This is a genomic window from Bacillus cereus group sp. MYBK15-3 (assembly GCF_051916765.1).
GTDB classification, from domain to species: Bacteria; Bacillota; Bacilli; order Bacillales; family Bacillaceae_G; genus Bacillus_A; species Bacillus_A cereus.
In genome coordinates, this window is sequence record NZ_JBQAHG010000010.1 from 68,726 (window position 1) to 93,318 (window position 24,593).

Sequence of the window (24,593 nt, forward strand, 5' to 3'; positions counted from 1 at the left end):
TATTTATGTATCCACCTTCCCATCTCCCTCTACCCACTTCATTATTTCTTCCACATCTAAATCCGTATACGTCTTTTCACCATAACGAACAGACTCATATAACGAGATAATATCCCTTGTTCTACAAATTCTTTTTAACCATTGTTGCATCGTTTCATAAGATCTTCTCTGTTCATGAAATGGTAATGTTCTTTCCCATTCAACTAACGTTTTTCTTATCTTATCTGTCGGTAACGGCTGTTCTAACTGATGAATGACTTTTTCATTCTTTATGCTTCTTACCGCAGTGTGCTTTGTAACCAATTCTTTCTCCTGTACTATTTCTGTTTTCGTCAATTTTTTCCTAATATACTTGTAGATGGCATATATAATTGATATTGCAATTATCACATAAAAAGCTATAGTAATCCATATATTTGAAAGAACAGAAAGCACGTCACTCCATAGACTTTCTCTTTCGAAAGGTTGAAATTTTTTACCCGTTTTCGTTCTTATACCTGTATCTTCTACTTCTTCATATTCATCTTCATCTATTTTGGAATCATCGAAATTTTCACCTATACTAGTAAAATCATAATTTCTTTCCGATATTGTCTTAGTCTTACTGAAAAAACACTCTTTTACTATGTCTTGTACATACACAACACCTTGTGATAACGTTATCGCACTAATCGCAAAGAAAAGTATGATTAAAGTTCTTACACTCCATAACTTCACTTTCATATGCCGCTTCTTATTCACCATGACATAAGCCCCTTCTTATTCTTTCATTACAATCCATTTATTCGTTCTACTGTATTTCTTTGGTGAAGTACCGATAATTAAAGGAACCGCATCCAGTTCCTTTCGACGAAAGCCTGCTGTGTAAAAGTAAGAAGAAGATATAGGCGTATCTTGGTCTGATATCGAGGCAAGTACCTTTAATACATTTTGCAAATGTTTCCGATTATCCCCATTTTTTATATGTAGCAAACCGTTATCTTTTACACTATTGATCCATACTTCAAACGAACAGTTTTGCATAAGAAGTTGTTTGCATATACCTGCTGTTAATTCAATTAGTTCCTCTATATCATTTCGCAAAGAAACACCACTTTTATTTTGCAAGTTGAGATAAATCGCGTATTTATCACATTGTGTTCGCTCATACTTTTTCGCAATTAGCGTCCCTGTTTTCGCTGTTGCACTCCAGTGGATGGAACGAAAATCTTCATTTTCATAAGACTTTACTCCCATTACTTTCGTTTCATCATATAAGGGTGAAGACATCGCTTTTCGAAATCCTCGTGACCATTCTTGTAATTCAGGAACTTGTATTTTCGGAACAGCTGGTAAGACTAAATAAGAGGGCGTATCAACTTGTTTATATGTTATATGGTTCGTTATAAATCCAAAGAGATCAGTAATAACAATTTCAACTTCTTCCCATTTCGCGATGCCTCTTTTTAACGCTACAGCTTGCAAATCAAATGAAACTGACTCCCTTCCTTTTAAATTAAAATTCATATAATAATTTGAACCTGTACTATGATTTTTGTTTATTTCATCATGATTCCAAGTTAGCTTATTTTCACATTTAAATCGAAATACGATATTAAGAATAGGAAATATCGACTTGTTTGAAATTTTCATTTTGCACATATTCGTTTCACCTATAAAAACATTCGAATTCCCTTGACTGTATTCCCATTCAACACGAGATACTTTACGTATATATACATGCATAGCACCTATTAAAATTACATATAAAAATACGAGAGATAAAAACAGTAGATTACTTGAAAATACACTTAAAATAACGGCTACAACTGACATAACCCCCATTACGAAAGGCTCCGCTAAAGATGTATACGCAAGCTGTTGATTCATCGTACATTCTCCACTGGCACACTAATCGTATGAAGAATTTCTTTCATAATTTGTTCTTTCGTCGTTTTCATCTCTCCCTCAATCGTTAACGTTAAACGATGAGCACAAACTGATGCAGCGAGCGTCTTAATATCATCTGGCGTACAGTAATCTCTTTCATTTAATATTGCCCGTGCTTGAATTGCTCTCATAAATGCCAACGTTCCCCGAGGGCTTACACCAATTTCAATTAACTCATGGTTACGAGTTGCTTCAATAATTTCAAGGAGATAATCTTGCACATCATTCCCTACTAACACTTCTCTTGCACGCTTTTGCATCGTAATAATTTCTTCACTTGAAATAATAGAATGTAACGTTTCTAATGGATCATTCATTTGAAACCGATTCATCATTTCCTTTTCAGCTTCTCTCGTAGGATAACCTTGGCGTATTGTGAGTAAAAACCGGTCTAACTGAGCATCTGGTAACGGAAATGTGCCCGCTGATTCGAGTGGATTTTGCGTTGCTATAACTAAAAAAGGTTCTGGTAATGAATGTGTCTGTTTCGCAATTGTAACAGTACGCTCTTCCATAACCTCAAGTAACGAAGATTGTGTTCTCGGTACAGCTCGATTAATTTCATCCACTAATACGATATTTGCAAAAATCGGTCCTAACCTTGTTTTAAAATCCGATTCCTTTACATGAAAATATTCAAGACCAATAACATCTCCAGGCAAAGTATCCGCTGTAAATTGTATTCTTTGAAATTTAGCGTCCACACTTTTAGCCAAACTTTTCGCTAATGTTGTTTTTCCTGTCCCAGGTACATCCTCTAATAAAATGTGTCCTCTTGCTATAAGAGCTATAGCTGCAAGTTCAATCGCTTCATCCTTACCTATAATAACCTTCGAAATATTATTAGTAATTTTCTTTAATGTACTCATATAGTAATCTACCACCTTTTAATTATCTAAAAATTAAGAATATATTTTTTCCAAATTATAACATGTAATTCGAAGATGAAATAGAGTGAAAATAAATCTTTTATTTTTTCTTCATTGCACGCAAAAAAGCACCTATTGTCGTATATTGACAATGAGGTGCTTAACTCAATCCAACAGCCTTCTTTCCCTCTAATTTTTAGTAACAATACATCCTTTTTTCTGCCACGCATGCATTGTTTTCAATTAACTAGTAAAATGCATTCTAATATTACATATAATAAAAACCATTTCGATTTGCTCGTTATAGAACTTCCTCTACATCGACACTCTCTATCTTCACTTCATACATATTTGGGATGTTTGCTTCTTTTGGTACCCATGCATAATAATTTTGATCATTCTCTAAAATAAATTGAATTAACTTTGTTTCTGATCCATTCCAGAAATTTTTAAGATTATCAATGTAGTCCTCTAAATCCTCTTTATAATCCAATTGTAATATATAATCTCTTACCGTCAGGGCAAACACAATTAAACTTCCTAATAGATTTTTTTGCTCATTCTCTTCTTCATACTCTTGTGGTAAAAACCATACTTGACCTATTCCTATCGTTTTTTTGTATTTTTCATAAAAACTACTATCATCCATATTCTCATAATCATGTATTAATTCATTGACCAATGAATGCCATCTTGGCGGAATAATATTTTCCAATGTAGGATTATGTTCAATTCCTTCTACTATATCCTCGATTTCTTCTGTCTCATCTTCATAGTGATATTCACTTAGGTCTATATGCTTAAATTTCATTTCATTTTTATAATGTGCCAAATCATATGGATAATGGTTATTACCTTTTAAACTTGTATCATCAAGTCCGAGTATCTTTACTATTGCAGCTGTCTCAAAGCTCCAATACCCCACATATCCAGGTTCTTTATGGGCATTTTTCCATTCATAATCATAATGACCTTTAAACCATTCTTTCTCCATGTACGTTTGTAATCTTTTAGATGCTTCTCTTTTATCTGTTTGTGCAAGTTCTATAATCTCTTTCGTTTTTGCATATGGATTTTCTTTATAATATCTGTTCGTCATTTTTGTGTATCCGATATCACTAGCGCATAAGAGGAAATCGATTACTGCGTCGTTCATATTTTCCTTCTCAACTAGCTTGGCTAAACTTACAAGATTCTTTTTATCCGTTTCTAATAAAATCCCTAGAGATATCATCCAAATTAGATTTAAATATCCAACTTCTCTTTCCCCTATATGCCCCAAATCAATAAGAGCGTTGTCAAAATCTCCTTCTATTGTATGGATAGCTTCTCCTAGGGAATATTTTGCGTTAATATCCTCTAACTCATAATTAAAGCTTGATAAGTAGGTTCCTTCTATAATACTATTATTATCCTTAGAATATCTTTGAATTCCCTTTTTCTCATCTTCTTCTAAACTTTTAATATCCTCTTTATTTTCTTGAATAAACTCTTTATTATATTCAATTCCTTCTCTACATTTTTCTTCTATAATTAAATAATCTCTCATTCTATTTGATTCCTCCTAGCTTCTAAATTATGGCCATTCTCCAATAATATTTCCCTTTGCATCTAATCTATATGTTTTTACTTTTCCGGTACTATCGACTTGTGATAGTACTCTTTCTACTTGATTTCTTTCCAGCGCTCTTTTAATCTTATCTGCCAATTTCTTATCTCCATCAACAGCTTTAAATATTCTACTTTTTTTGGTCTTCGCACCATTCAACCAATCATTTGACATTTGTCGTCCATCTTTAGTTTTCCCCAATTGTGAACTACCAAACTTAGCTTCATCTATAACGTATTTGATCTTTGACTCTGCATTTGCATTTTCGTATAATCCATCAATTCCTTTTACTATTTTATCATTTATGCCTGATGGTGCACTTTTTCCGACTGGCTTTAAATCAAATCCAGCTTCTTTTAAACTTTGATTATTCAATAAATTGTCACTAGATTTTATTTCACCATAATTACCTTTTTGCTTATTTGTAGCTGTTTTTGCATCAAAATTATCTACATTTGTGTTTTTGCTACTGCTAGGTTTACCGTTAGCCGTATCCTAAGTATCATCCTTAGCCCCTTTAACTCAACCAATTTCTTCCTAAAGCTTTGAAATCTTACTTTGAGTATAGGCTTTCGTGTCTTTACGACTTAGGGTGATTGCCTCTTCAAATATTAACTACTATAATTACAAGTAAATTAAAACAAACTTAAAAGGAATGAATTCTTTACTATACAGAATTCATTCCTCACTAGTTGCTTAAAATATTTATCTAACTCTTTAGTTTCAATTCACATTCAATGTCCCCTAAACATACATTAAATTTAAATTTCCCTCCATATTTTTAAATTCCTAAAAATGATGGAAAGCTAGCATACCCTGCAAGCTTATGCTGAATACCACTCTTCCGTAGAAAAATTATCAGCATTTGAATTTCCTTCTAACTCCCATTCGCTAATAAAATTAATTATTTCTCCTAAAATTAGATTTATATCATGATTTTTTATAATCAAACCTCTATGATTATTCCAAGTCAAATCAATTTCGATATTTATATTCAACTCATCCTCACATTTACTTAAAAAGTCATTCATTACTAAGGTAAAACATAAATTTACAAAATTATCAGAAACCCAAATTACGGATGAATCATCATTAACCTTCTCTATTCTAAATCTTAAATTATTGTATGCAATCCACTTTATATTACCTTGTATTTTTTCTTCTTTCATAATTATTTTCCTCCCATACTATGAAATAATCCTGTCAAGACATCCATTGCTGGATTTGTTTTTAAACTGCCATATATCACATCTTCCCATGAACCATACTTTTTATAAAGTTGTTCAGGTGTAGGTCCTTCTGCCCTGCCATATTCAAGAATATTTCTTTCTTTCATTGCATTCAATCCATCTAAATTATTAGATTTTATATACGTTTCCATTCTTCCTTGATTTCGCTCTTCGACTTTCAATCTAGCAATTTCCTCCATAGATAGCCCATCATTTTGAAGATTTTTAATATCTTGTTCTAGTTGTATTCTTTTTTGTTGTATTTTTTCATGATACTTTATTCTTTCGCTTCTTGCATAAGCAACTTCATCACCATTTGTCCAGTCTACCCCAAACTTATTTAAGGCAGATTCCTTCTTAGGTGAATATCCATATACAGCTTCAGTATTTCCCTCAATCTCCTTTGCTATCTTAGGATTATCTAATGGATTTCGAAGTTTAGAATTTATTTCTCTTCTGGTACCACCAGCCTCGACTATATCATCAAGATAATTGCTTACAGTTTTACCCGTACCCTTACCACCATCTTTAGACTTCGCAAACTTATAATAAGCTTCTATCAATTCACCGTGTGGTATTTTGGTTATAATAGTTCCACCAACACTAGAGAATGCATAGGAAGCATTTCTCTTAAATGATTGTAACATTTCAAGCGTAGGCTTCAATTCTTTTGCTAATTTTACTGCATTAGCAAATGTACTTACTCCACTTGATGCTTTTGCTCCTTTTGTGATATGGCCTACTTTATTTAGTGCCCTATCGCCTAATATTGTGGTAGCTATTTGTGTTAATCCATAGGTAGTCAATTCTGTACGACTCTCTGCATCTCCCTCTATCATATCTCGTTTTATTTTATTTGAAAATGCATGCCACATATTTTTTGCAGTTTCATCCAAATGGAAAAGTGCATAGGTTACATTAATAAAAGTTCCTATGTCCATATTACTTAAAGCTATTGCGGACTCGATTTCATCACCAATAGCTTTCCCCGATCCTCTTTGAATAGCTTCCCACATCTTTTTCGCTGTTTCAAACGTGCCAACTATACTGTCTGTCGCATCGTCACAAGCATTTCTAACCGGAGATTTCTTCTCAATTATGTTATTTGTTTCTATATCTTTAATTGACTGATCATTTTTTCGAGCTGTTTCTTCTATAATCCCCTGAATCGAACTCACCCAATCCATATTCAACCCTTGTGTACTAAACGTACCACTCACAGGACTAAATCCTTTCCCACTTTGCACTTCAGCGAGTCCGGCTGTGATGCTAGCTGCTAATTGGAGAGCGGTGCTGTAGTTGTTGCTGGATGAATGATTGAATTCATATAAATGCTCTAGTTTTTCTTCCAGTTTTTTTCTCATTGCACCTAATACCGTTACAATTGCACCTACTCCGGGCATTGGTGTAAGTACTTCTATTGCTTCTATACTTGTAATCGATTGATTAATTCCCCTTATTTATTCTCTTATTTCTTGTTCAATCACATCTGTCGAAGCAACTTTCGCTTGGAACTCATTTGGAAATGCTTCATTTTGGCGAATTAATTCTTCACATAAGCATATGATTCCTTGCGCTAATGGCCGAAATGTTTGGACAAGGTAGGCTTTTGCACTACTATATGTTTGTCCTTGTAATACTGTGTCTATCGCAAAGGCATCAATAGATTGAATGGCTTGTTCCATACTTTGAATCGTAGCATTACATATAGCGTTCATACTTTGCGTTTGACTTTGTACTTCTCCCAAATACATGTTTAAACTCATGTATTGGCCTCCCTTTGTAGTTGCTGCTGTTCATAGGAAAGGTCATTTTCTTTCTCGCTGAGATGCCGTTTTTCTTTAAGCAACGTCTCTTTTTCGTTTTCTAATTCGAATGTAAGTTTTCTTTCGTACTGCCCGATCTCTTGCCGCATATTCGTAAAAAGGTGAAATGCTTCTTTGTCACCATACCAAGTTTCTAGTATTCGATTAAATAAACGATTATTTCTATTTTTCCATTCATGAAAACTAGCCTCAGCTCGTTCTTGATTTTGCAGCGCGATTCGGTTTTCATTTTGTTCTTCAAATATAATTCGTAATTTTTGATTACATTGACTGATTCTCGTTTCAATTTCTTGACTCATCTTTTCTCCCTACCTTTTCCCCTTTACGTAGGTTGTTACATTATTGAAAAGTCTTTTGAAGTCCGGTATCCATTTTCTCAAATTCATTTGCTACGGAATGGATATTATCAATCGTTTGTTGAAAAGCAGCGCAAAATTGTGTCGTGATCTGTAAATTTTGTTGATTTGCTTCTTGCGCTTTAAAGTTCACAGATAGTGTCGTACGCGTTGCCTTATTTATAGAGCGACTAGTAGCACTTTGCATTCGATCTGAAGCATTTCTCATTTTCGTTGCAAGTTGCGTTGCCCTATGCAAATTACTTTGAAATTCTCCCATCACTTACTCCCCTCTACCTTTTATTTACAAGAAAATTATAACATGGAAAAATATTCTAATAAACCGAATGTTCGAATTTAACACGTAATTCACTGCTATTACTGAATATGAAAGCAATACTTATCTTTCAACATAACTGTGTCGAAAGTAGGTTCTACTTATACAAAAAAAGATGACCTCAGCTATACGCTAAAGTCATCTTTTCTACCTTATTATTTCACTAACTCTCCATTATAAGCTTTTATATCTAATGGAGCAGTTAAATACTGTGCTGCTTTACTAACGAAAGATGTGAAGTGTTCACTCGTATTATGGCTCGCAACTGCTGCTTCATCTTTCCATACTTCTACCATCGTATAAACACTTTCTTTTTCTGTATCTTTATATAAATCATAAGATACATTTCCACTTTCTTCTCTTGAACCGTGAATGAGTGGCTGAATTTCTTCTAAAAATGATTGTTGTTTTGCTGGGTCTACTTGAAATATTGCGTGAATAATAATCATGGTGTTTCCCCTTTCATATTCCATATATTTCTATGACCTAATTAGATTACTTCCACTCAGCAACTTTGTCAATTGGAAGACGTACTGATTGGTAACCACTATCAGCAGCTTTTCCGATTGAAATTAACATTACTGGTACGTAACGTTCTTTATCTAGTCCAAATGCTTCTGCGATTTGGTCTTTTTCAAATCCACCAATTGGACAAGTATCGTAACCGTGAGCACGAGCTGCTAGCATAAATTGCATTGCTACAAGACCACCGTCAATTAGCACTGTATCTTTCATGACTTCTGGTGTAACCATTGAGAAGTAAGCTGAAAGTTTTTTCATTTGATCTTCTTTTACTTCTGCTGGCATTAAACCGCGCTCTACTGCTGTACCGTAAATTTCTTCTGCGTTATCAAAGTTATTTAAATCACCAAATAAAGCGATCATCGCTGAAGATGTTTCTACTTGTGATTGGTTGAATTTCGCAAGTGGCGCAAGTGTTGCTTTCGCTTCGTCACTTTCAATCACTACGAATCTCCATGGTTGCATGTTTACTGAAGATGGTGCAAGTGTTGCTTCTGTAAGAATTTCTGTCATTTCTTCTTTGCTAATTTTCACTGAAGGGTCGTACTTACGAATTGAACGACGTCCTGTTAAAATTTCGTTAAAATCATTTGTTTTTACTGAGTTAGTCATAGTTGTATTCTCCCTTTTTTATAATTCTTTTATATTTTCTTGAATGTGATTTAACATATTTAAAAGATTATCGCGTTCTTCCTCACTTAATCCTTTAAATGCAGATGCTGCAAAACGTTCTTTTTCCTCTTGAAATGCTTGAATTTTATTTCGTCCCTCTTCAGTAAGAGAAACTAACGTAATTCTGTTATCATCTGGATTTTTACGTCTTACAATCATTTCATTGGCCTCAAGCTGCTTTAAATGCCTTGTTATCGCAGCATTATCAATATTCACTTCTTGTTGAAGTGCTTTTTGACTAATTTCACCTACTTCATATAACTGAAGTATAAGCTCTAATCGAGACTGGCTCATACCCGTACACCCTTCAAATTTCGAACTTACTTCTTTATTTAGAAAGTGTAATTTATATAAAATAATCGCTTCTTTTGAGCATGAACTTGTCAAATTAACCCTCCTTTACAATCAAAATAAAAACATTTGATGTATCAATAGTTGATATGTCAATTAATATAATCTATATCGATTTAGAATGCAAGCATTTTGTTTTCATTTTATTTTTTCCAAATTAAGGCGCTTTGTAGCGTTACAAATAATGTTAATTGCACTATAATAATACTAATTTAAAGAACTGGAGAGTGATTGATAATGCGGCAATATACAAATAGAAATGAGGAATTGAAAATGGAAAATGAAATGAGGATATTCACAAATGACAACAATAAATATAGGGATTGTCGCGCACGTAGACGCTGGCAAGACGAGTTTGACTGAGCGTATTCTTTATGAAACGAATGTGATTAAAGAAATTGGCCGAGTAGATAGTGGTAATACACAAACTGACTCAATGGAATTAGAAAGACAACGCGGAATTACGATTAAAGCATCTGTCGTTTCTTTCTTTATTGATGCTGTAAAAGTAAATGTCATTGATACACCTGGACACGCTGATTTTATCGCTGAAGTGGAGCGATCATTCCGCGTTCTAGACGGTGCGATTTTAGTTATCTCTGCCGTTGAAGGTGTGCAAGCACAAACAAAAATTTTAATGCGAACATTACAGAAACTAAACATACCGACTATTTTATTCGTTAATAAAATTGATCGTAGTGGCGCAAACACTGAAAAAGTTATGGAACAAATAAAAGAGGTTCTTTCAAATGAAGCATTCCCCTTCTACTCTGTTCTAAACGAAGGAACGAAAGAAGCCCGGATCATTGAATACAAATCATATGACGATTGTATGGAACTGTTAGCACCATTTAATGAATCGTTACTTGAATCATATGTAAATAACGAAATAATACCGGACGCACTATTAAGAGAAAAACTAGAACAGCAAATACAGCAAGCGAATGTGTATCCAATCTTTTTCGGTTCAGCAATGACTGGTATGAGCGTAACAGAACTTCTTGAAAAACTTCCGGCTCTCATTCCAGCTCTTACATCGGCACAAGAGGAACCATTATCCGGTGTTGTTTTTAAAATTGAACGTGAACCTTCTGGAGAAAAGGTTGCTTATATAAGAGTTTTTTCAGGTAGCTTACATGTTAGAAAATATGTTAATATACAGCGCAGTAAGTCTCTATTCCATAAAGAAAAGATAAAAAAAATGTGCCTATTTCATAATGGAGATACCGTTCAAACTTCTACCGTTCCTAGCGGTGAGTTTGGTAAAGTGTGGGGGCTGAATGATATTAAAATTGGTGATATTATCGGTGAACGTACGGATTATATAAAAGATATTCACTTTGCCGAACCACAAATGGAAGCTGCCATTGATGCGGTACCTAAAGAGCAAATTCATAATTTATACGCTGTTCTTATGGAACTCTGTGAAGAAGATCCGCTCATTAAAGTTTGGAAAGACGATGTTCATAATGAACTATATATTCGCCTTTTCGGTGAGGTACAAAAAGAAGTAATTGAAACAACACTTTATGAGAAATATAATTTGCAGGTTATTTTTTCAAATACGCGAGTTGTATGTATCGAGAAACCAATTGGCGTAGGCAATTCTGTTGAAGTAATGGGTGAAAAAGAGAATCCATTTTACGCAACAATCGGATTCAAAGTTGAACGTGGTGAACTTAATTGCGGTATAACATATAAATTAGGTGTTGAGCTCGGCTCACTACCTTTAGCATTTCATAAAGCGATTGAAGATACGGTATTTCAAACGTTAAAACAAGGATTATATGGGTGGGAAGTTACAGATATTATCGTCACGTTAACACATACTGGTTATGCTAGTCCTGTTACAACAGCGAGTGACTTTAGAAACTTAACACCGCTCGTTTTAATGGATGCTTTAAAACAAGCTGCAACATATGTATATGAACCAGTTAATGCGTTTGAATTAACTGTACCGGAGCAAGCAATTAGTACCGCAATGTATAAGCTCGCTGCCGTTCCAGCAACTTTTGCAGAGCCTATATTCAATAACAATTCTTATCAGTTAACAGGATCATTACCTGTTGCGAAAACAGAGAGTTTCAAACGAATACTACATTCATTTACAGAAGGAGAAGGCATATTTACAACGAAGCCAGCTGGTTTCACAAAACTTATGGCTCCCTTCCCTACTCGAAAACGTGTTGATTATAATCCGCTGAATCGTAAGGATTATTTACTTCATGTTTTGAAGGCTTATTAAAGTAAAAGAGGTGCAATTCGCACCTCTTTTGCATGTATTAATAGGTTAGTTTGTCCTAACAACTTCTTTAAGTTTTCCTATTATTTTCGCTATAGCCTCAATTGAATTTTCCGTTTCATATCCCCCAACATTTACAGAATGATTTGCATTTTTGACAACTTCAATCTGTAAATTCGTTTTATATAACTGATCAATTTGATCTGCATTGTATTGGTGATCTTTATCCCCAATAACTAAAAACCCTTCGTGTCGACTATGTAAGATAGAATCAAAAATTGTATCAAACGTCAGTAAAGGTGTAAGTAGTATCATTTTTGACTGCGCGAATTCTTCTCTCTTCATTAAATCATTTGCAATCGGAATTGTTCCGAGTGACTTCCCTAAAAACATAGTCTCGTTGTATTGCTCATCTTTTAATACTTCATTTATTACAGGATTAATATCATCCATCATTACTTTCGTTACTTCTTCCATTGGTTTATTCATTAATTGTCCATCATAAGAATAATGAATATGTACAACATCTATTTTATGTTCAAGCATTAACATCGTTGCGTAATAAAATAACGGCTTATCATAATTGTATCCTGAACCTGAAAACATAAAACAAACCGTACTAGAACCTTTTTCGATATGTGTGTAACGAATTACTTTGTCATTTATATGTACCTCTTTTTTAGTCCCCTTCACCGTTTTCTCCTCCGAATACGTTTACTTTTGTAATACGATATGTTCTGTGTGAACTGATACATCCTTTACTTTCTCTTTTATAAATGCAGGCTGTAAGTTATATGTATGCAGTTCTTCTACTGGCACCCATCTAAACAAATACGTTCTACCCTCTTCTTCCAAAATATATTGATCCGCTCCACTCGCAGGTAACTCATGTAGCTCTACTTCATAATAAAAACTAATTTCATGAAACTTTCGCTCAGAAAGTGTAAAGAAATTTTCTACTGACCATATTAATCTCTTCCCTTTAATAGGAACACCTAGTTCTTCTGCAAGTTCTCGTTGTAACGCATCCTCACTATTTTCTAGCATTTTCACTCTTCCGCCTGGTACATACCAATAATGTTCCCCTTTGTTTTGAAGAATAAGTATTTTATTATCCAGTTTACAAATTGCTCCGACGCGGTAATTAAAACATGTTTCCTCTACTTTAAACGTAAGATCCAACCTTAACGCCCCCCTTATACAAATATTGAATTATTACAAAACAATTATGTAATTGCTGTACAAATAAGGTTACTAAATTTATTCACTTCATTCAATCATTTCCTAATTTTCTGAACCATTACTTTTCATCGTTACAAGTGTATATACATATGTTACAATCATATTGCACACTAGAAAACATTATGGGGGTACGGATGGAAACGTTATTAATCCAGCAAACTGAGAAATCAAATAAGTTTTGGAAAATCGTTGTGAAAGAAAAAGACTATGTTGTGTTTTACGGAAAAATCGGCACAGCTGGCAGTGTGAAAGCGAAAGAGTTTGAAACAGAAGAAGAATGTATGAAAGAAGCTAACAAACTAATTGCTTCCAAACGTAAAAAGGGATATACAGACCCGTTGCCTGGGGAAGATTACATAAAAGAAAAAACGATAACAGAAGAAGAATTTTGGGAACTACTTAATCGTGCAAAAACGAAAGGTGAAGACCAAGAAGAACAAATAGAATGGCTTACTTCCCACCTTGCTAAACGTACAGTACATGAAATTGTAGCTTTTGATACGCATATGCATCGTCTTTTGAAAGATTCCTATACCTCCCGTTTATGGGCAGCAGCCTATATTATTATGGGTGGTTGTTCAGATGATACTTTCGATTACTTCCGCGGATGGTTATTATATCAAGGAAAAGAGACATACGAAGCTTGTATTGAAGATCCAGAACGATTAATTCCTGTATTAGAAAATTTGAGTGAGTATGACGTCCCAGAAATAGAAGAACTTTCTTTATATTTCGGTTTCACTGTATATGCAGAAAAAACTGGTGACGAAGATGATACTTACTTTACACTTTACCATGTCTTATCTAATGAAAAATTCGACGATGTAGATTTTGAATTTGACTGGAATGAAGACGATGAAGAAGGTTTAAAAAAGATGTTTCCTAAGCTATGGGAGATGTACGGAGAAGAACCGATTGAGTGGTAGATTAATTATTCGTGAAAAAGTGCCTTGTTTCTTTAGTAACAAGGCACTTTTTTTGATACTATATTTAAATTATCATCTTTCCACTCTCCCACCACTCCATAAAAGTCTTTAAAGAAGGAGCAACCCACGTTCTACTATCATTTTCATGGTTCCATACATATATATCATCTCTTTGTACTTTTCCATTCAAAATGGAATAGCCAAACAAATCACCATTTCCCCCATCAGCAAAAAATAATAAACAGTCAAAAGGCATGTATAAATCCTTAAAATCAACTATATTTCTCATACTCATATTTTCAGTTTTAATTTTTGAAGCAGACCATATAAAGTCACCATATTCACCTTCTATACCGTTTGTTTCCTGTAATAATTGATATAAATCATTCGGTAACTCCACATGTAAACATTTTTGTATATCAGTAAGTTCATCCTTCGTAGCTGGGTTTTTCAAGCTTAAATTTGATGAGATACTGTGAATGGTGTCTTTCCACATCACCTTTTCCTCCTTATGTGCAATCAAGCATATTCAAAGAACTCCGCTAAATTTATTGATACCATCTTTCTAACAATTCCTTCTCCCTCTCGCCTGAAATACCTGCTTTTAATTCCCATTCTTCCGTACTCTCCATCCACTCATACACATCTGTAACTGTCTCGTCTATTCTTCTAAAAGTAAGCCCTTCATTAACCGCACTTTCGATACAAATAGAAAACCCGCCTCTCCACGGCTTCGTCTCACCATCTAATGGGAAAGTTTCTGGAATCCACAAAGGCATTTCTGTCCAAGGCTGCACATTGTGTTCACTCATAAACGATTCGTCTACCCAAACAAATTCAGCATCGCTATTCGTAACTTTTTTACACGTATTTAACAGCTCTTCCATCGTCAATTCATCATTCGGACCTGTTATATTGAATGTACCTGCTTTATTATTTTCTGCCATGTTGAGTCCAAATCTCGCGACATCTTTTATATCAACTATCTGCACTGGACGATTTTTTCTTCCTGGAACTAACACGTTACCTCCTTTTGCTACACGCCCGATCCAGTATGGAAGTCGATCTGTATAATCGAACATTCCTGAAAGAAGTCCTGCTCTTACGTGTAAAACACGCCCCGGCCAATACTTCTCTGCTTCTTTTTCGCATAATACTTTCAGCGCACCATAATGCTCATAAGGAGATATTTCACCATTCTCTACAGCCTTTATTTGCTCTTCCGTCGGTTCAGGTTGTAATATATAGTCTTCTTTTATGTCATGCGGAATCCAATCTTTATATACGGAAAGGCTTGAGATGAATATATAGTGTTCAATATTATCTTTAAGTACTTCTCCAACATTTCTAATGTGATGCGGAGAAAACCCACATGTATCCACAACAACATCCCATTTTCGATTTTCTAAACTTGATACATCACCATTTCTGTCACCGATCAGCTGCTCCACTTCAGGAAAAACTTCTTTGTTTGTTCCGCGGTTAAATAATGTAACTTCATGCCCTCTGTTCAAAGCCTCTTCTACAACAGCTCTTCCCAAAAATCGTGTACCACCTAGTATTAAAATTTTCATTGTTCTCCCCCATTCCTCATTAAAAATCGTTTCTTTTGTTAAACGAATTTCTATCATAAAAAGTTACGGGGGATTTGTTGTTTTACTTTAATCCTACAAATAAAAAGAATCCATCTTGAAAAATTAATCAATACGGATTCTTAAATTAGATATAATTGTTGAATTACTAACTCCGCACAACTTCCCCATCAACTAACTCAATAATTCTAGTACACTTATTCGCTACTTCTATATCATGGGTTACAATAATAATCGTTCGTCCTTCTTCATTCAGTTGTAATAGCAAATTCATAATTTCTTCTCCTGTTTTTCTATCTAAATTCCCTGTCGGTTCGTCAGCCAATATTAATTCTGGTTCACCTACTAACGCTCTTGCAATTGCGACGCGCTGCTGTTGTCCACCTGATAGCTCGTCCGGTGTTTGATGCATATGTTCTTTTAAACCTACTTTTTCTAAATAGAACTTCGCCTTATTTTCTCTTTCTCGTTGCTTTAGCTTTCTATATGTGAGTGGTAGCACTACATTATCTAGTACAGTATGTTCTTTTAACAATGCAAAATATTGAAATATAAATCCAATCATTTCATTTCTTGTTTTATGAACTTTATTTGCTCTAATTTCAGTTAATGATTTTCCATTTAACATATATTCACCCTCATTTGGCATATCAATTAACCCTATAACATTTAGTAATGTACTCTTCCCTGAGCCTGATCGCCCCATTACCGCTATAATTTCGCCCTTATTTATCGTTAAATTTATACCGTTTAACGCGAACGTATTATGATTCTTATTACTATACACCTTCTTAATATCTTTTAGTTCAATTAACCCCATTATTCCATCCACCTATTAATGTTTTCGGTTCAAGCTTTCTAATAAATAAGAAGACAATTACATTCGAGACAACGATGATTAATAATAAGAATAGAAATACTAAAAACAATATAGGCATATCCAATTTAAAGTCTAATACCGTTGCTTCCTTTAAATCCTTCGACATTTGTAATAGAACCCCATACCTCCATGAAAAGTAAGTTATCGACATTCCTAAGCCAGTTATTGCTACAATAATGTTCTCTAAAACAATTTGAATAAACATACCAAATTTACTTTCGCCAAAAGCTATTTTTATACCAAATTCCCGCTTTCTCATCAAGATAGAAACAATGGTCGTTACTACAATTCCGACGATCGAGAATACAACGAATAAGATTCCTACTATAAGTTGAGGTATTTCCGAATAGCCGTTAAGAGTAACATCTTCATTTATTTCATCACCTAAACTTTTTAAATGAAACGTACCGCCGTTTCCTTTAAGTTGAATTGATTCTTCTAGTTTCTTTACATCTGCACCTTTTTGTAAATATAAAACTGTACTTTGATGTAGTCTTAAAAACATTGCTTCATATTTTTCAAATCTATCAAATGACATAGGCATTATCATTGCGTAATCCAACTTCAAATATGTGTTCGTCGTATTATTATTTACGATAAATTTATTTTCTGGCAAAAACCCTATAATTGTATATCGATCATTAATTGTATCTCCAACTTGAAAATATTTCTTAAAGTAAGAACCCATTAAAACTTTTGTTTTTTCTTCACTATTTTTTTGAAAGTCATCATGCGAGAAACCTTCTTCAGGTTTTAAAGGTAAACGTAACATTTTATAGTAATTTTCATCTACAAAAATTGTTTTAATAGTAGGTCTTTCATCGTGAAACGTTTTATGTTTCAAATCAGTAATCATACTGTTTTGAAATGGTCTATTACTTGACTCTATTTCAATAACTCGCTCCTCGTATGTACCATACGAAATCACATCTTTATTTTGATGAATTGTATTATAAACCGCTTGAATTTTCTCTTTATTAAATTGATTGCTTTGTAATCTATCTGTCGTCATTTCAAAAGTAACTAAATATGTTTTATCCACATTTAATACCGAGCTGGATTTATCGTTTAGATGGTGTAAATTATAAAATACATTAATTGAACTCGTTAGAGTTGCTAATCCAAATGTAATCTGTATTAGAAGAAGTACGGAAAATAGAAATCTCTTTTTTAATGCTATGAACGCACTTTTTATTCTCATCATTTTTACTCCTTTAATGCTTTAGCAGGTTCACTTTTAAGCACATATACAAATGGTATTACAGAGAGGATGAAAGCTATAGTAAGTGAAAGAAATACACACATTACAATATGAGTAGACTGTAAACTAATACTATAACTTGTAAACTCTATAATATTTTCACTCAAAATGCTAAAAATCCATTGTATGCATATTGCACAGGCTGATGCAGTGATTGCACATAAAAATAATTGACTAAATATAAAAATAAAAAGATTTATATTACTTGCTCCCAAAGCTTTCCTTAACGACAAACTTTTTTTCTTCGTATAAATCCAATAATAACTTACTATTATATTGGTAATGAAAGCTATACATAAAAGCCTATATGGAAAACTGAGTAACTCTTCTACGGCTTCACTTGAGTTTTTTTCCTTTTCATAGTTCTCTTTTTCACTAATCACTTTGGCATTTATATCTTTATTGTTCTGTTTCATATGCTGTATGAAAGTTTCTATTTCCTTGATAGGGTTTTCATTAGAACGAACAATCATTTGGAATGTATTATCTTTTTGTATCATCTGTTTCACCTCATCTGGCATGTCATTTAGAGAGACGAAAATTTTAATATTATACTCATATCCAGTATTTTCTCCAGCTACGCCTTTAACTGTATATTCCTTATTAAATAATTTTATTGTTGCCATATCCTTATAAATTTTCTTCCCCACTATTACACTATTTTTTTCATCTTGTCCCATCTGAGAACCTTTTAGCAAAGGTGGAGACCAATTTTTATTAAGGAGACCATTCATTATTACGTGGCCGATATCCGGAATAGTAATACGAATATCATTTGTAATAACACTAGCGTTTTTAAAATCAGATTCTATTAACGTCTGAAATTGTTCGAAATTGATTTCCCCCATATTAGTAAGTTGAACTGAATAGTAATAATTAAAATAACCATTTTTACTATCATAAAATTTCTCATCATAATAATCTCGCGTCGACATTGCAATCAGGATTGGCCATATTGTCAATACAAATCCAATAAATAGCATAATGAATATTGTTTTTTTCACCACTATTTCTTTTAATACTAGATTCATATATCCTCCTCATTTTAAAAACCGTGAAAAAGGTATGTATCCTTTTTCACGGTTTTTGTTGATTTTTATTTAATTACCATTTCCTTAGAAGTGTACGCACTATCCCCTACCATTATCCATTCATGACCCGAATAACCTCTGGTCACCGGCCCTTTGGATGCAACGCTAACGTTTATACGATCTGAAATTTTAGCATCATACAATGCTAACTCTTTAGAAGTCCCATCATCAAAGCTAGCTCTTACAGTCATCTTGTAAAAATGAGGTTCGTCCTTTTTTGCAGTATAGGCAGTTGCCTTAGCTTTTGCTCCGCTTCCTGTCCACGTTGCATTATTATCCCAACTAATCGAAGCAAATGAAACGGAAGAAACCATACCTAATAAAGAAGCAATTAATCCTGTAACAGCTAAAGTTTTTGGAAGTAAGCTTTTCATATATCCTTAATCTCCCTTTTTAAAATATTCACTTAAATATTTAAGTATTTTTAGGCCTTGTCCCCATTATACATAAAGAAAGACTTTTTATATTAAAAAACCCTAATATTTACACTTTTAACAAAACCCTTACATTCCCATGAACTTTACGTCACAAAACAAAAAGATGGTATAAAACCAAAATTCACCCCATCTTTTTACTACCATTATTGATTTGACTGTATGCCAGGAAGAATATATTTCACAATCAATTCCCATCTATCCCGTGCATTCGGCATAGCTTCAGAAGCAATTACTACAACCAAATCCTTCTCTGGAATACAACAAATCATATTCCCACCGTCACCCATAGCACAGTATGAAAAGATTCCATCTTCTTCTCGAAACCACCATAAGTAACCATATTGATTTTGGTTCATTTCTGTTGATTCTTTTATCCATGATTTTGATAGTATTTGTTTTCCATTATGAATACCTTCATTCAAATACAGCTGTCCAAACTTAGCTATATCCCTAACCGTTAACGTTAGTCCCCAGCCGCCCGTCGAAATACCGTTTGGATCGTGAACCCATCCTTTCACATCTTTTCCGAATAAGTCATCGAATCCAAATGCTTTCATATTGTAGTTTGGAATTTCGCTCATGCCGAGTGGTTGAAATAAGTACTCATTCGCAAATTCACGTGCACTTTTCCCTGTTGCATTCGTAATCATTGCTGATAGTACATGCGCTCCTGCAGATGAATATTTAAAAGATCCAATCTCTCCACCGTTCCCCATTCTATGAAGTGTATACTGTACCCAGTCTGGTTGTGTACATAATTCTTCTAACGGTTCCTGCCAGTCTACAAAAGGGTATGGAGCTGTCATTGTAAGTAAGTGTCTCACTGTTACTGCAGATGCCGTACGTTTATATTCAGGGAAAAACTCTATTACTTTTTGATCTACACTTTTTATATAGCCTTTATCTACACATATCCCAATTAACGCAGAAATAATCGTTTTTGTGACAGATGCTACATGAAATGCATTATCTGGACCTTGGCCGTTATAATATTTTTCAAAAACAATATTACCTCTCTGTACTACTAACATACCATTAATATTTTTGTATTCTTCTTTTATAATTAGATCTAACTTTTCAGCAGTTTTCATTATTCATTCCCCTTTAACCTATGATTAAAAAGGTTCGATAGGTACATATATATCAACTATATGTTTATTTTCCTGGTGCTGCCTTGGGTCATTTTTATACATTTCAAAAGGATAGGAATCTCTCGGTTTATATCCGCTATTTGGAAGCCACTCACCATATAAGAAATCCCACGCTCCTTTATATTCATCTTGGAATATTTCAAAATGACCTACCGCATACTTTCCAGAAGGTATTACCATTATTCCAATGTCGTTCGTTTCTACTGCAGGCTCATTCGGAATTGTTATACATAAACTAGTTCTTAAATGATTGTCCTCCGTAAATTCATGATGATCGTGGTAAATGGTTAATACTTTCGTATCCTCAAATACATGATAGTTTTCCCCCGCTGCGTAATGAAATAATTTCTCTATCATTTTTGGAAAAGCTATAGCTAACTCTTCATATGTACCTGTATGTCTTATGTATGCGACGTTTATATTATCCGCTGTTACAATTTCAACATTTCCTCGAACCTTCTTACATTCATTGTATTGAGGAATTCCCCTTACGTCTTTGCAATTCTTGCTATTATCGTTTCGATATTGAGACGGACTTACGCCGTAATAATTTTTAAATGTTCGGGAGAAAACTGCTGAATCTGTGAATCCGAAGTGATACGCAATATCTGTAATCGTCATGTCTGCGCGATATGTAAGTAGATGTGTTGCCCTTTCTAGTTTCAAGCGATTCACATACCGAGATAATGGCTCATCAACTATTCCTTTAAAAATCCGATGAAAATGATACTTCGAAAATCCTGCTATATCAGCTAGCTCTTCAATGGATAGTGAACTGTCTATGTTTGATTCTATATAATCTTGAACCTTATGTATGCGTCTTACATACTCATTTCTACTCTGTTTATTCTCCATACTCTTTATCTCCTCACAACAAAAAGAACCATCCTAGAATACTTTTAGGACGGCTTTCTATTCGTAATAGATTCTTCCATATTCTATTGTTAAATCGATATAATTTCACTATATTTTTTAAATTGATGGTAATGTGGCAGCATCCCGATTTAATTGAAAGAAACAACTATTTTTTTATAGCCCTACGCAAATTAATAATATTATTGGGATTTAGCTCCCATTGTCTCATAAGTTCTTTTTGTCTTGTTTTTAAGTCTTCAAATGGTTCTTCCACTATGTCGATTTTATTAAATTTCCCTTCGAAAACTAAAGCATTTTTTATCTTTTTATATCCACCAAAACCTAAGTCATCATTTAGTAACCAGACTACTCTCTGTATTTTTGCGAATAAAATACCCCCTGTACACATTGGACACGGTTCCAACGTGCTATAAATAGTAAACTTCTCATTTTTTATTTTTGCATCAAACATTGCTTCCCCTGCATTGCGAATAGCGTCTATCTCTGCGTGAGCTGTTATGTCTTTTTGTGGATGCACTCTATTTCTTCCTCTTGCAATGACATTATTATTTCCATCAACAATAACTGCTCCTACTGGATATGTATTTTCTTTTAATGCCATTTCAGCTTCTTCCAATGCCATCTGTAAAAAATATCTATCTCTTTCAAATTTCATATAGATCCCTCTTTTTTAGATGAAATTTTGTTACGGAAATTCATTTCGACTATCATACTACCCTCTATCAAGCTAACAAAATCAGTCATTCTTTATGCAACGGATAACGTTTTGATATACATTTAACTCAGTGCGTTTAGGTAAAGCTTATTTCACTACACATGTTTCAAAAATAAAACTCTACTCCCGCCATTCCCATCATAATTTGTATGTACCGATACACCCTCTACCTCATCATCCCCAGCCTCAATTCGAAAACCGATTTCTTGATGAAACTGTATCGACTTTTTATTAGTTGGTGACGTAATTGCTTTTACAACTTTACGATTATTTGCACGAGCGACATCAAAGAAATAAGAATACAATGTCGATGCGATTCCTCTTCTTCTATACTTCGGATTTACACCGATAAAATGAACGTATGCTTCATCTTTATATGTTTGTGAAAAAAATCCACATAAGAAACCTAACGTTTCTCCTTCTTCTTCAATGATAAAACTCGTTTCTTGAAAGTGAACGAAAAACAATTTTGGCAACATGGCAGCCATGTCTCTCCCGCCCCACCAATCATTTAAAACAGAATGAATCTTTACATAATCTTCCCCTTGGATGTTTCTTACTCGCATATGTTTCTCCCTCTCACTCACTTCATTTTTTCATAAATTTTAATGACTGTTTCTACTAAAAGGATAAATACCCATATCCCGCAAAATACGAGAACAGACTGGAATATCGATCCAATTATCATAACACCAACTGCACCTGTTATTGAAAAGGATATTCCACCAAACCCTGGATCCTGTATAAATGCTCCAGCAGAAATAGCGGTTATAATAGATACTATTAAATAAATCACACTCATTATTTTTAATATTTTTATAGAAAGATACGAAGTTTGTTCTTGCTCCACTTGTGATAATTCGATTTCCCCGCTTTTAATTCCTTTTTGCAAACAGTCCTCACATAGAAATTCTCCCTTAATTTTTTTACCACCGTGCAATGTACCTGTAATTTCTTTACAGCGCGTACACTTTCGATTTATCATTTTGTTATCACTCCAATCTCGTAAGATTATACTTATACAATTTTGTTTTTACCTTATTATTCCTTTTATGTATTTTATAGAGAGGTGATGTGTTTTATGATATCTAAACTTACTTTTGGCTATAAAAAGCCTACTGAGCAATATGTATTACGACCTAGTTGTTATGCAATTATTTTCAACTCAACTTCTTCAAAGATTGCTGTTATCCAAAAAGGTGACCGTTACTTTTTACCTGGTGGCGGTATGGAAGGTAATGAAACAAAAGAAGAATGTTTGCACCGTGAACTACTAGAGGAATTAGGATGGGCAATTAAAATTGATCAGTATATCGGTAATGCGGCTCGATATTTTTATGCAGAAAAGGAAGATATATATTATTTAAACGATGGATTTTTTTATATTGCGAATATGGTGCAGAAACAAACTGAAAACTGTGAGGAGGATCATGTTCTAAGGTGGATGTCTCCATTGCATGCTATAGAGCTTCTCATACACGATCATCAAAAATGGGCCGTTGAACAAGCGCTTTTATTACAAATACAAAAATGATCTCCTTCTATATGAAAGAGATCATTTTTACTGTTAACTTACTTTTTTCAAATTGAGAGCTGGCTTTTTGATTCCACCTTTTTTTACAACATATAAACCGATGAAGATAATAAGCCCGCCAACTAGTTGCATCATATTAATTTGCTCCCCTATTGTTACAGCCGCAAAGATAACTGCAAATAATGGTACGAGATACATATAAACCATTACTTTTGTTGAGCCTATTTGACTAATACCGACATACCACATTGCTAGTCCAAAGATGGTCGCAAAGATGATTGAATATGCAAGCGATCCCCAGCTTGGCGTATCTACTGGCCACGTTAAAGAATTTACGTTGAATAAACAGTATATAACTAGCGGTACAATTCCAATTAAAGTAGACCATGATGTGACTCTCATTGCGGAGTATTTTGTAATAAGAGGTTGCGCTAATATTGGATACCATCCCCACGCAATTGCTGCGACTAATCCAATTACATTTCCGAGCCACGCATACTCGTAAGTAGCTCCTCCTGTATGCCCTGTTAATAAAACGAATGCTGCACCAATAAACGCTACTATTGAACCAATTTGTACTTTCATCGAAAAACGTTCTTGTTTGTGCAATACTGCTAATATCCCTGTAAAAATAGGGGACATCGCAATTAATAATGAGGCGTTCGTTGCTGAAGTATATTTCACGGATAGCATAAACATCGTTTGATACATTGTCGTACCAACGATGCCGACTGCTACTAATCGTAACCAATCTTTTCTTTCAATACGTAATGAGCGTTCCATCATAAAAGTAATAAGTAATAATACCGGTGATGCTACTAAAAATCGTAAACTATTAAATTGAATGGATGACATAAATGCCACGCCATACTTTCCTATTGTATAATTTGCTCCCCATACTAACGCAACTGATACTAGGAGCCATTCCATTTGCCATCGTTTCATCCGAATCTCCCCTTCCCTATTT

Annotated in this window: 27 protein-coding genes and 2 pseudogenes; 3 read left to right on the top strand and 26 right to left on the bottom strand. The window is 34.0% G+C overall.

What is annotated here, in order from left to right; translation table 11 throughout:
• Positions 1 to 3: 3 nt before the first annotated feature.
• The 12 genes and pseudogenes from ACTFR8_RS27820 to ACTFR8_RS27875 form a co-directional block, all read right to left on the bottom strand.
• Positions 4 to 744 (bottom strand): hypothetical protein, encoded by a 741-nt coding sequence (locus tag ACTFR8_RS27820; RefSeq protein WP_000247499.1) that lies wholly within the window; start codon positions 742 to 744, stop codon positions 4 to 6.
• A gap of 15 nt (positions 745 to 759) precedes the next feature.
• Positions 760 to 1,869: a DUF58 domain-containing protein gene (locus ACTFR8_RS27825; protein WP_252209596.1), complete on the bottom strand. Its 1,110-nt coding sequence runs from the start codon at positions 1,867 to 1,869 to the stop codon at positions 760 to 762.
• Positions 1,866 to 2,798, bottom strand: a complete 933-nt coding sequence (locus ACTFR8_RS27830) for an AAA family ATPase (RefSeq protein WP_000105649.1) — start codon at positions 2,796 to 2,798, stop codon at positions 1,866 to 1,868. The genes ACTFR8_RS27825 and ACTFR8_RS27830 overlap by 4 nt, the downstream gene beginning before the upstream one ends.
• Before the next feature lie 301 nt (positions 2,799 to 3,099).
• Positions 3,100 to 4,347 carry a PoNi-like cognate immunity protein gene (locus tag ACTFR8_RS27835; protein WP_001205868.1) on the bottom strand — a complete coding sequence of 416 codons (1,248 nt, stop codon included), beginning with the start codon at positions 4,345 to 4,347 and terminating at the stop codon, positions 3,100 to 3,102.
• A gap of 27 nt (positions 4,348 to 4,374) precedes the next feature.
• Positions 4,375 to 4,902, bottom strand: a pseudogene (locus ACTFR8_RS27840) (hypothetical protein); the annotation flags it as partial.
• Between the two features lie 329 nt (positions 4,903 to 5,231).
• Positions 5,232 to 5,576: a hypothetical protein gene (locus ACTFR8_RS27845; protein ID WP_000656836.1), complete on the bottom strand. Its 345-nt coding sequence runs from the start codon at positions 5,574 to 5,576 to the stop codon at positions 5,232 to 5,234.
• A 2-nt stretch (positions 5,577 to 5,578) separates the two neighbouring features.
• Positions 5,579 to 7,402 (bottom strand): annotated as a pseudogene (locus ACTFR8_RS27850) (T7SS effector LXG polymorphic toxin).
• Positions 7,399 to 7,761, bottom strand: a complete 363-nt coding sequence (locus tag ACTFR8_RS27855; RefSeq protein WP_044584584.1) for a DUF3958 family protein — start codon at positions 7,759 to 7,761, stop codon at positions 7,399 to 7,401. The pseudogene ACTFR8_RS27850 and the gene ACTFR8_RS27855 overlap by 4 nt, the downstream one beginning before the upstream one ends.
• Before the next feature lie 40 nt (positions 7,762 to 7,801).
• The gene (locus tag ACTFR8_RS27860; protein WP_000503629.1) at positions 7,802 to 8,077 is read right to left on the bottom strand and encodes a TIGR04197 family type VII secretion effector; all 276 of its coding nucleotides are present in this window, start codon (positions 8,075 to 8,077) and stop codon (positions 7,802 to 7,804) included.
• A gap of 212 nt (positions 8,078 to 8,289) precedes the next feature.
• A complete protein-coding gene (locus ACTFR8_RS27865) occupies positions 8,290 to 8,583 on the bottom strand; it encodes a putative quinol monooxygenase (RefSeq protein ID WP_044584585.1) in 294 nt (97 codons plus the stop codon).
• A 46-nt stretch (positions 8,584 to 8,629) separates the two neighbouring features.
• Positions 8,630 to 9,268 carry a nitroreductase family protein gene (locus ACTFR8_RS27870; RefSeq protein ID WP_000185390.1) on the bottom strand — a complete coding sequence of 213 codons (639 nt, stop codon included), beginning with the start codon at positions 9,266 to 9,268 and terminating at the stop codon, positions 8,630 to 8,632.
• An 18-nt stretch (positions 9,269 to 9,286) separates the two neighbouring features.
• Positions 9,287 to 9,715 carry a MarR family winged helix-turn-helix transcriptional regulator gene (locus ACTFR8_RS27875; protein WP_000204172.1) on the bottom strand — a complete coding sequence of 143 codons (429 nt, stop codon included), beginning with the start codon at positions 9,713 to 9,715 and terminating at the stop codon, positions 9,287 to 9,289.
• A gap of 265 nt (positions 9,716 to 9,980) precedes the next feature.
• On the opposite strand from ACTFR8_RS27875, the gene ACTFR8_RS27880 reads away from it, so the two are divergent.
• On the top strand, positions 9,981 to 11,924 hold the full coding sequence (locus ACTFR8_RS27880) for an elongation factor G (RefSeq protein ID WP_100618842.1): 1,944 nt from the start codon (positions 9,981 to 9,983) through the stop codon (positions 11,922 to 11,924).
• 45 nt (positions 11,925 to 11,969) lie between these two features.
• Here the strand turns inward: ACTFR8_RS27880 and ACTFR8_RS27885 are convergent, their stop codons facing one another.
• Together ACTFR8_RS27885 and ACTFR8_RS27890 are read right to left on the bottom strand one after the other, a co-directional pair.
• Complete coding sequence (locus tag ACTFR8_RS27885) at positions 11,970 to 12,614, bottom strand: hypothetical protein (RefSeq protein ID WP_000679153.1); 645 nt, start codon at positions 12,612 to 12,614, stop codon at positions 11,970 to 11,972.
• A 21-nt stretch (positions 12,615 to 12,635) separates the two neighbouring features.
• Complete coding sequence (locus tag ACTFR8_RS27890; protein WP_000366240.1) at positions 12,636 to 13,103, bottom strand: NUDIX hydrolase; 468 nt, start codon at positions 13,101 to 13,103, stop codon at positions 12,636 to 12,638.
• A gap of 194 nt (positions 13,104 to 13,297) precedes the next feature.
• On the opposite strand from ACTFR8_RS27890, the gene ACTFR8_RS27895 reads away from it, so the two are divergent.
• The gene (locus ACTFR8_RS27895; RefSeq protein ID WP_000449111.1) at positions 13,298 to 14,089 is read left to right on the top strand and encodes a DUF4240 domain-containing protein; all 792 of its coding nucleotides are present in this window, start codon (positions 13,298 to 13,300) and stop codon (positions 14,087 to 14,089) included.
• A 64-nt stretch (positions 14,090 to 14,153) separates the two neighbouring features.
• Here ACTFR8_RS27895 and ACTFR8_RS27900 read toward each other — a convergent pair whose 3' ends face one another.
• The 11 genes from ACTFR8_RS27900 to ACTFR8_RS27950 all read right to left on the bottom strand — a co-directional run bounded on the left by ACTFR8_RS27900 (position 14,154) and on the right by ACTFR8_RS27950 (position 23,077).
• A complete protein-coding gene (locus ACTFR8_RS27900) occupies positions 14,154 to 14,585 on the bottom strand; it encodes an SMI1/KNR4 family protein (RefSeq protein WP_000265342.1) in 432 nt (143 codons plus the stop codon).
• Positions 14,586 to 14,637: 52 nt separating this feature from the next.
• The gene (locus ACTFR8_RS27905; RefSeq protein WP_000697753.1) at positions 14,638 to 15,663 is read right to left on the bottom strand and encodes an SDR family oxidoreductase; all 1,026 of its coding nucleotides are present in this window, start codon (positions 15,661 to 15,663) and stop codon (positions 14,638 to 14,640) included.
• A 166-nt stretch (positions 15,664 to 15,829) separates the two neighbouring features.
• Positions 15,830 to 16,501 (bottom strand): ABC transporter ATP-binding protein, encoded by a 672-nt coding sequence (locus ACTFR8_RS27910; RefSeq protein ID WP_252209597.1) that lies wholly within the window; start codon positions 16,499 to 16,501, stop codon positions 15,830 to 15,832.
• The gene (locus ACTFR8_RS27915) at positions 16,488 to 17,765 is read right to left on the bottom strand and encodes an ABC transporter permease (protein WP_252209598.1); all 1,278 of its coding nucleotides are present in this window, start codon (positions 17,763 to 17,765) and stop codon (positions 16,488 to 16,490) included. The genes ACTFR8_RS27910 and ACTFR8_RS27915 overlap by 14 nt, the downstream gene beginning before the upstream one ends.
• A 2-nt stretch (positions 17,766 to 17,767) precedes the next feature.
• Positions 17,768 to 18,853 (bottom strand): FtsX-like permease family protein, encoded by a 1,086-nt coding sequence (locus tag ACTFR8_RS27920; protein WP_001055044.1) that lies wholly within the window; start codon positions 18,851 to 18,853, stop codon positions 17,768 to 17,770.
• 65 nt (positions 18,854 to 18,918) lie between these two features.
• Positions 18,919 to 19,287 (bottom strand): hypothetical protein, encoded by a 369-nt coding sequence (locus ACTFR8_RS27925; protein WP_044584588.1) that lies wholly within the window; start codon positions 19,285 to 19,287, stop codon positions 18,919 to 18,921.
• 206 nt (positions 19,288 to 19,493) lie between these two features.
• Positions 19,494 to 20,441: a serine hydrolase domain-containing protein gene (locus tag ACTFR8_RS27930; protein WP_100618840.1), complete on the bottom strand. Its 948-nt coding sequence runs from the start codon at positions 20,439 to 20,441 to the stop codon at positions 19,494 to 19,496.
• A gap of 24 nt (positions 20,442 to 20,465) precedes the next feature.
• Positions 20,466 to 21,356, bottom strand: a complete 891-nt coding sequence (locus tag ACTFR8_RS27935; protein WP_000428665.1) for an AraC family transcriptional regulator — start codon at positions 21,354 to 21,356, stop codon at positions 20,466 to 20,468.
• Positions 21,357 to 21,522: 166 nt separating this feature from the next.
• Positions 21,523 to 22,032, bottom strand: a complete 510-nt coding sequence (locus ACTFR8_RS27940) for a nucleoside deaminase (RefSeq protein ID WP_000667405.1) — start codon at positions 22,030 to 22,032, stop codon at positions 21,523 to 21,525.
• A 155-nt stretch (positions 22,033 to 22,187) separates the two neighbouring features.
• Entirely contained in the window at positions 22,188 to 22,658 is a 471-nt protein-coding gene (locus ACTFR8_RS27945) for a GNAT family N-acetyltransferase (protein WP_044584591.1), read from the bottom strand.
• Between the two features lie 17 nt (positions 22,659 to 22,675).
• On the bottom strand, positions 22,676 to 23,077 hold the full coding sequence (locus ACTFR8_RS27950; RefSeq protein WP_044584592.1) for a DUF3980 domain-containing protein: 402 nt from the start codon (positions 23,075 to 23,077) through the stop codon (positions 22,676 to 22,678).
• Between the two features lie 96 nt (positions 23,078 to 23,173).
• Here ACTFR8_RS27950 and ACTFR8_RS27955 point away from each other — a divergent pair, with 96 nt between their 5' ends.
• Positions 23,174 to 23,626, top strand: coding sequence for an NUDIX hydrolase (locus ACTFR8_RS27955; protein ID WP_044584593.1), 453 nt, complete (start codon positions 23,174 to 23,176; stop codon positions 23,624 to 23,626).
• Between the two features lie 33 nt (positions 23,627 to 23,659).
• On the opposite strand, the gene ACTFR8_RS27960 is transcribed toward ACTFR8_RS27955, so the two are convergent.
• The gene (locus tag ACTFR8_RS27960; protein WP_044584594.1) at positions 23,660 to 24,571 is read right to left on the bottom strand and encodes a DMT family transporter; all 912 of its coding nucleotides are present in this window, start codon (positions 24,569 to 24,571) and stop codon (positions 23,660 to 23,662) included.
• Between the last annotated feature and the right edge of the window lie 22 nt (positions 24,572 to 24,593).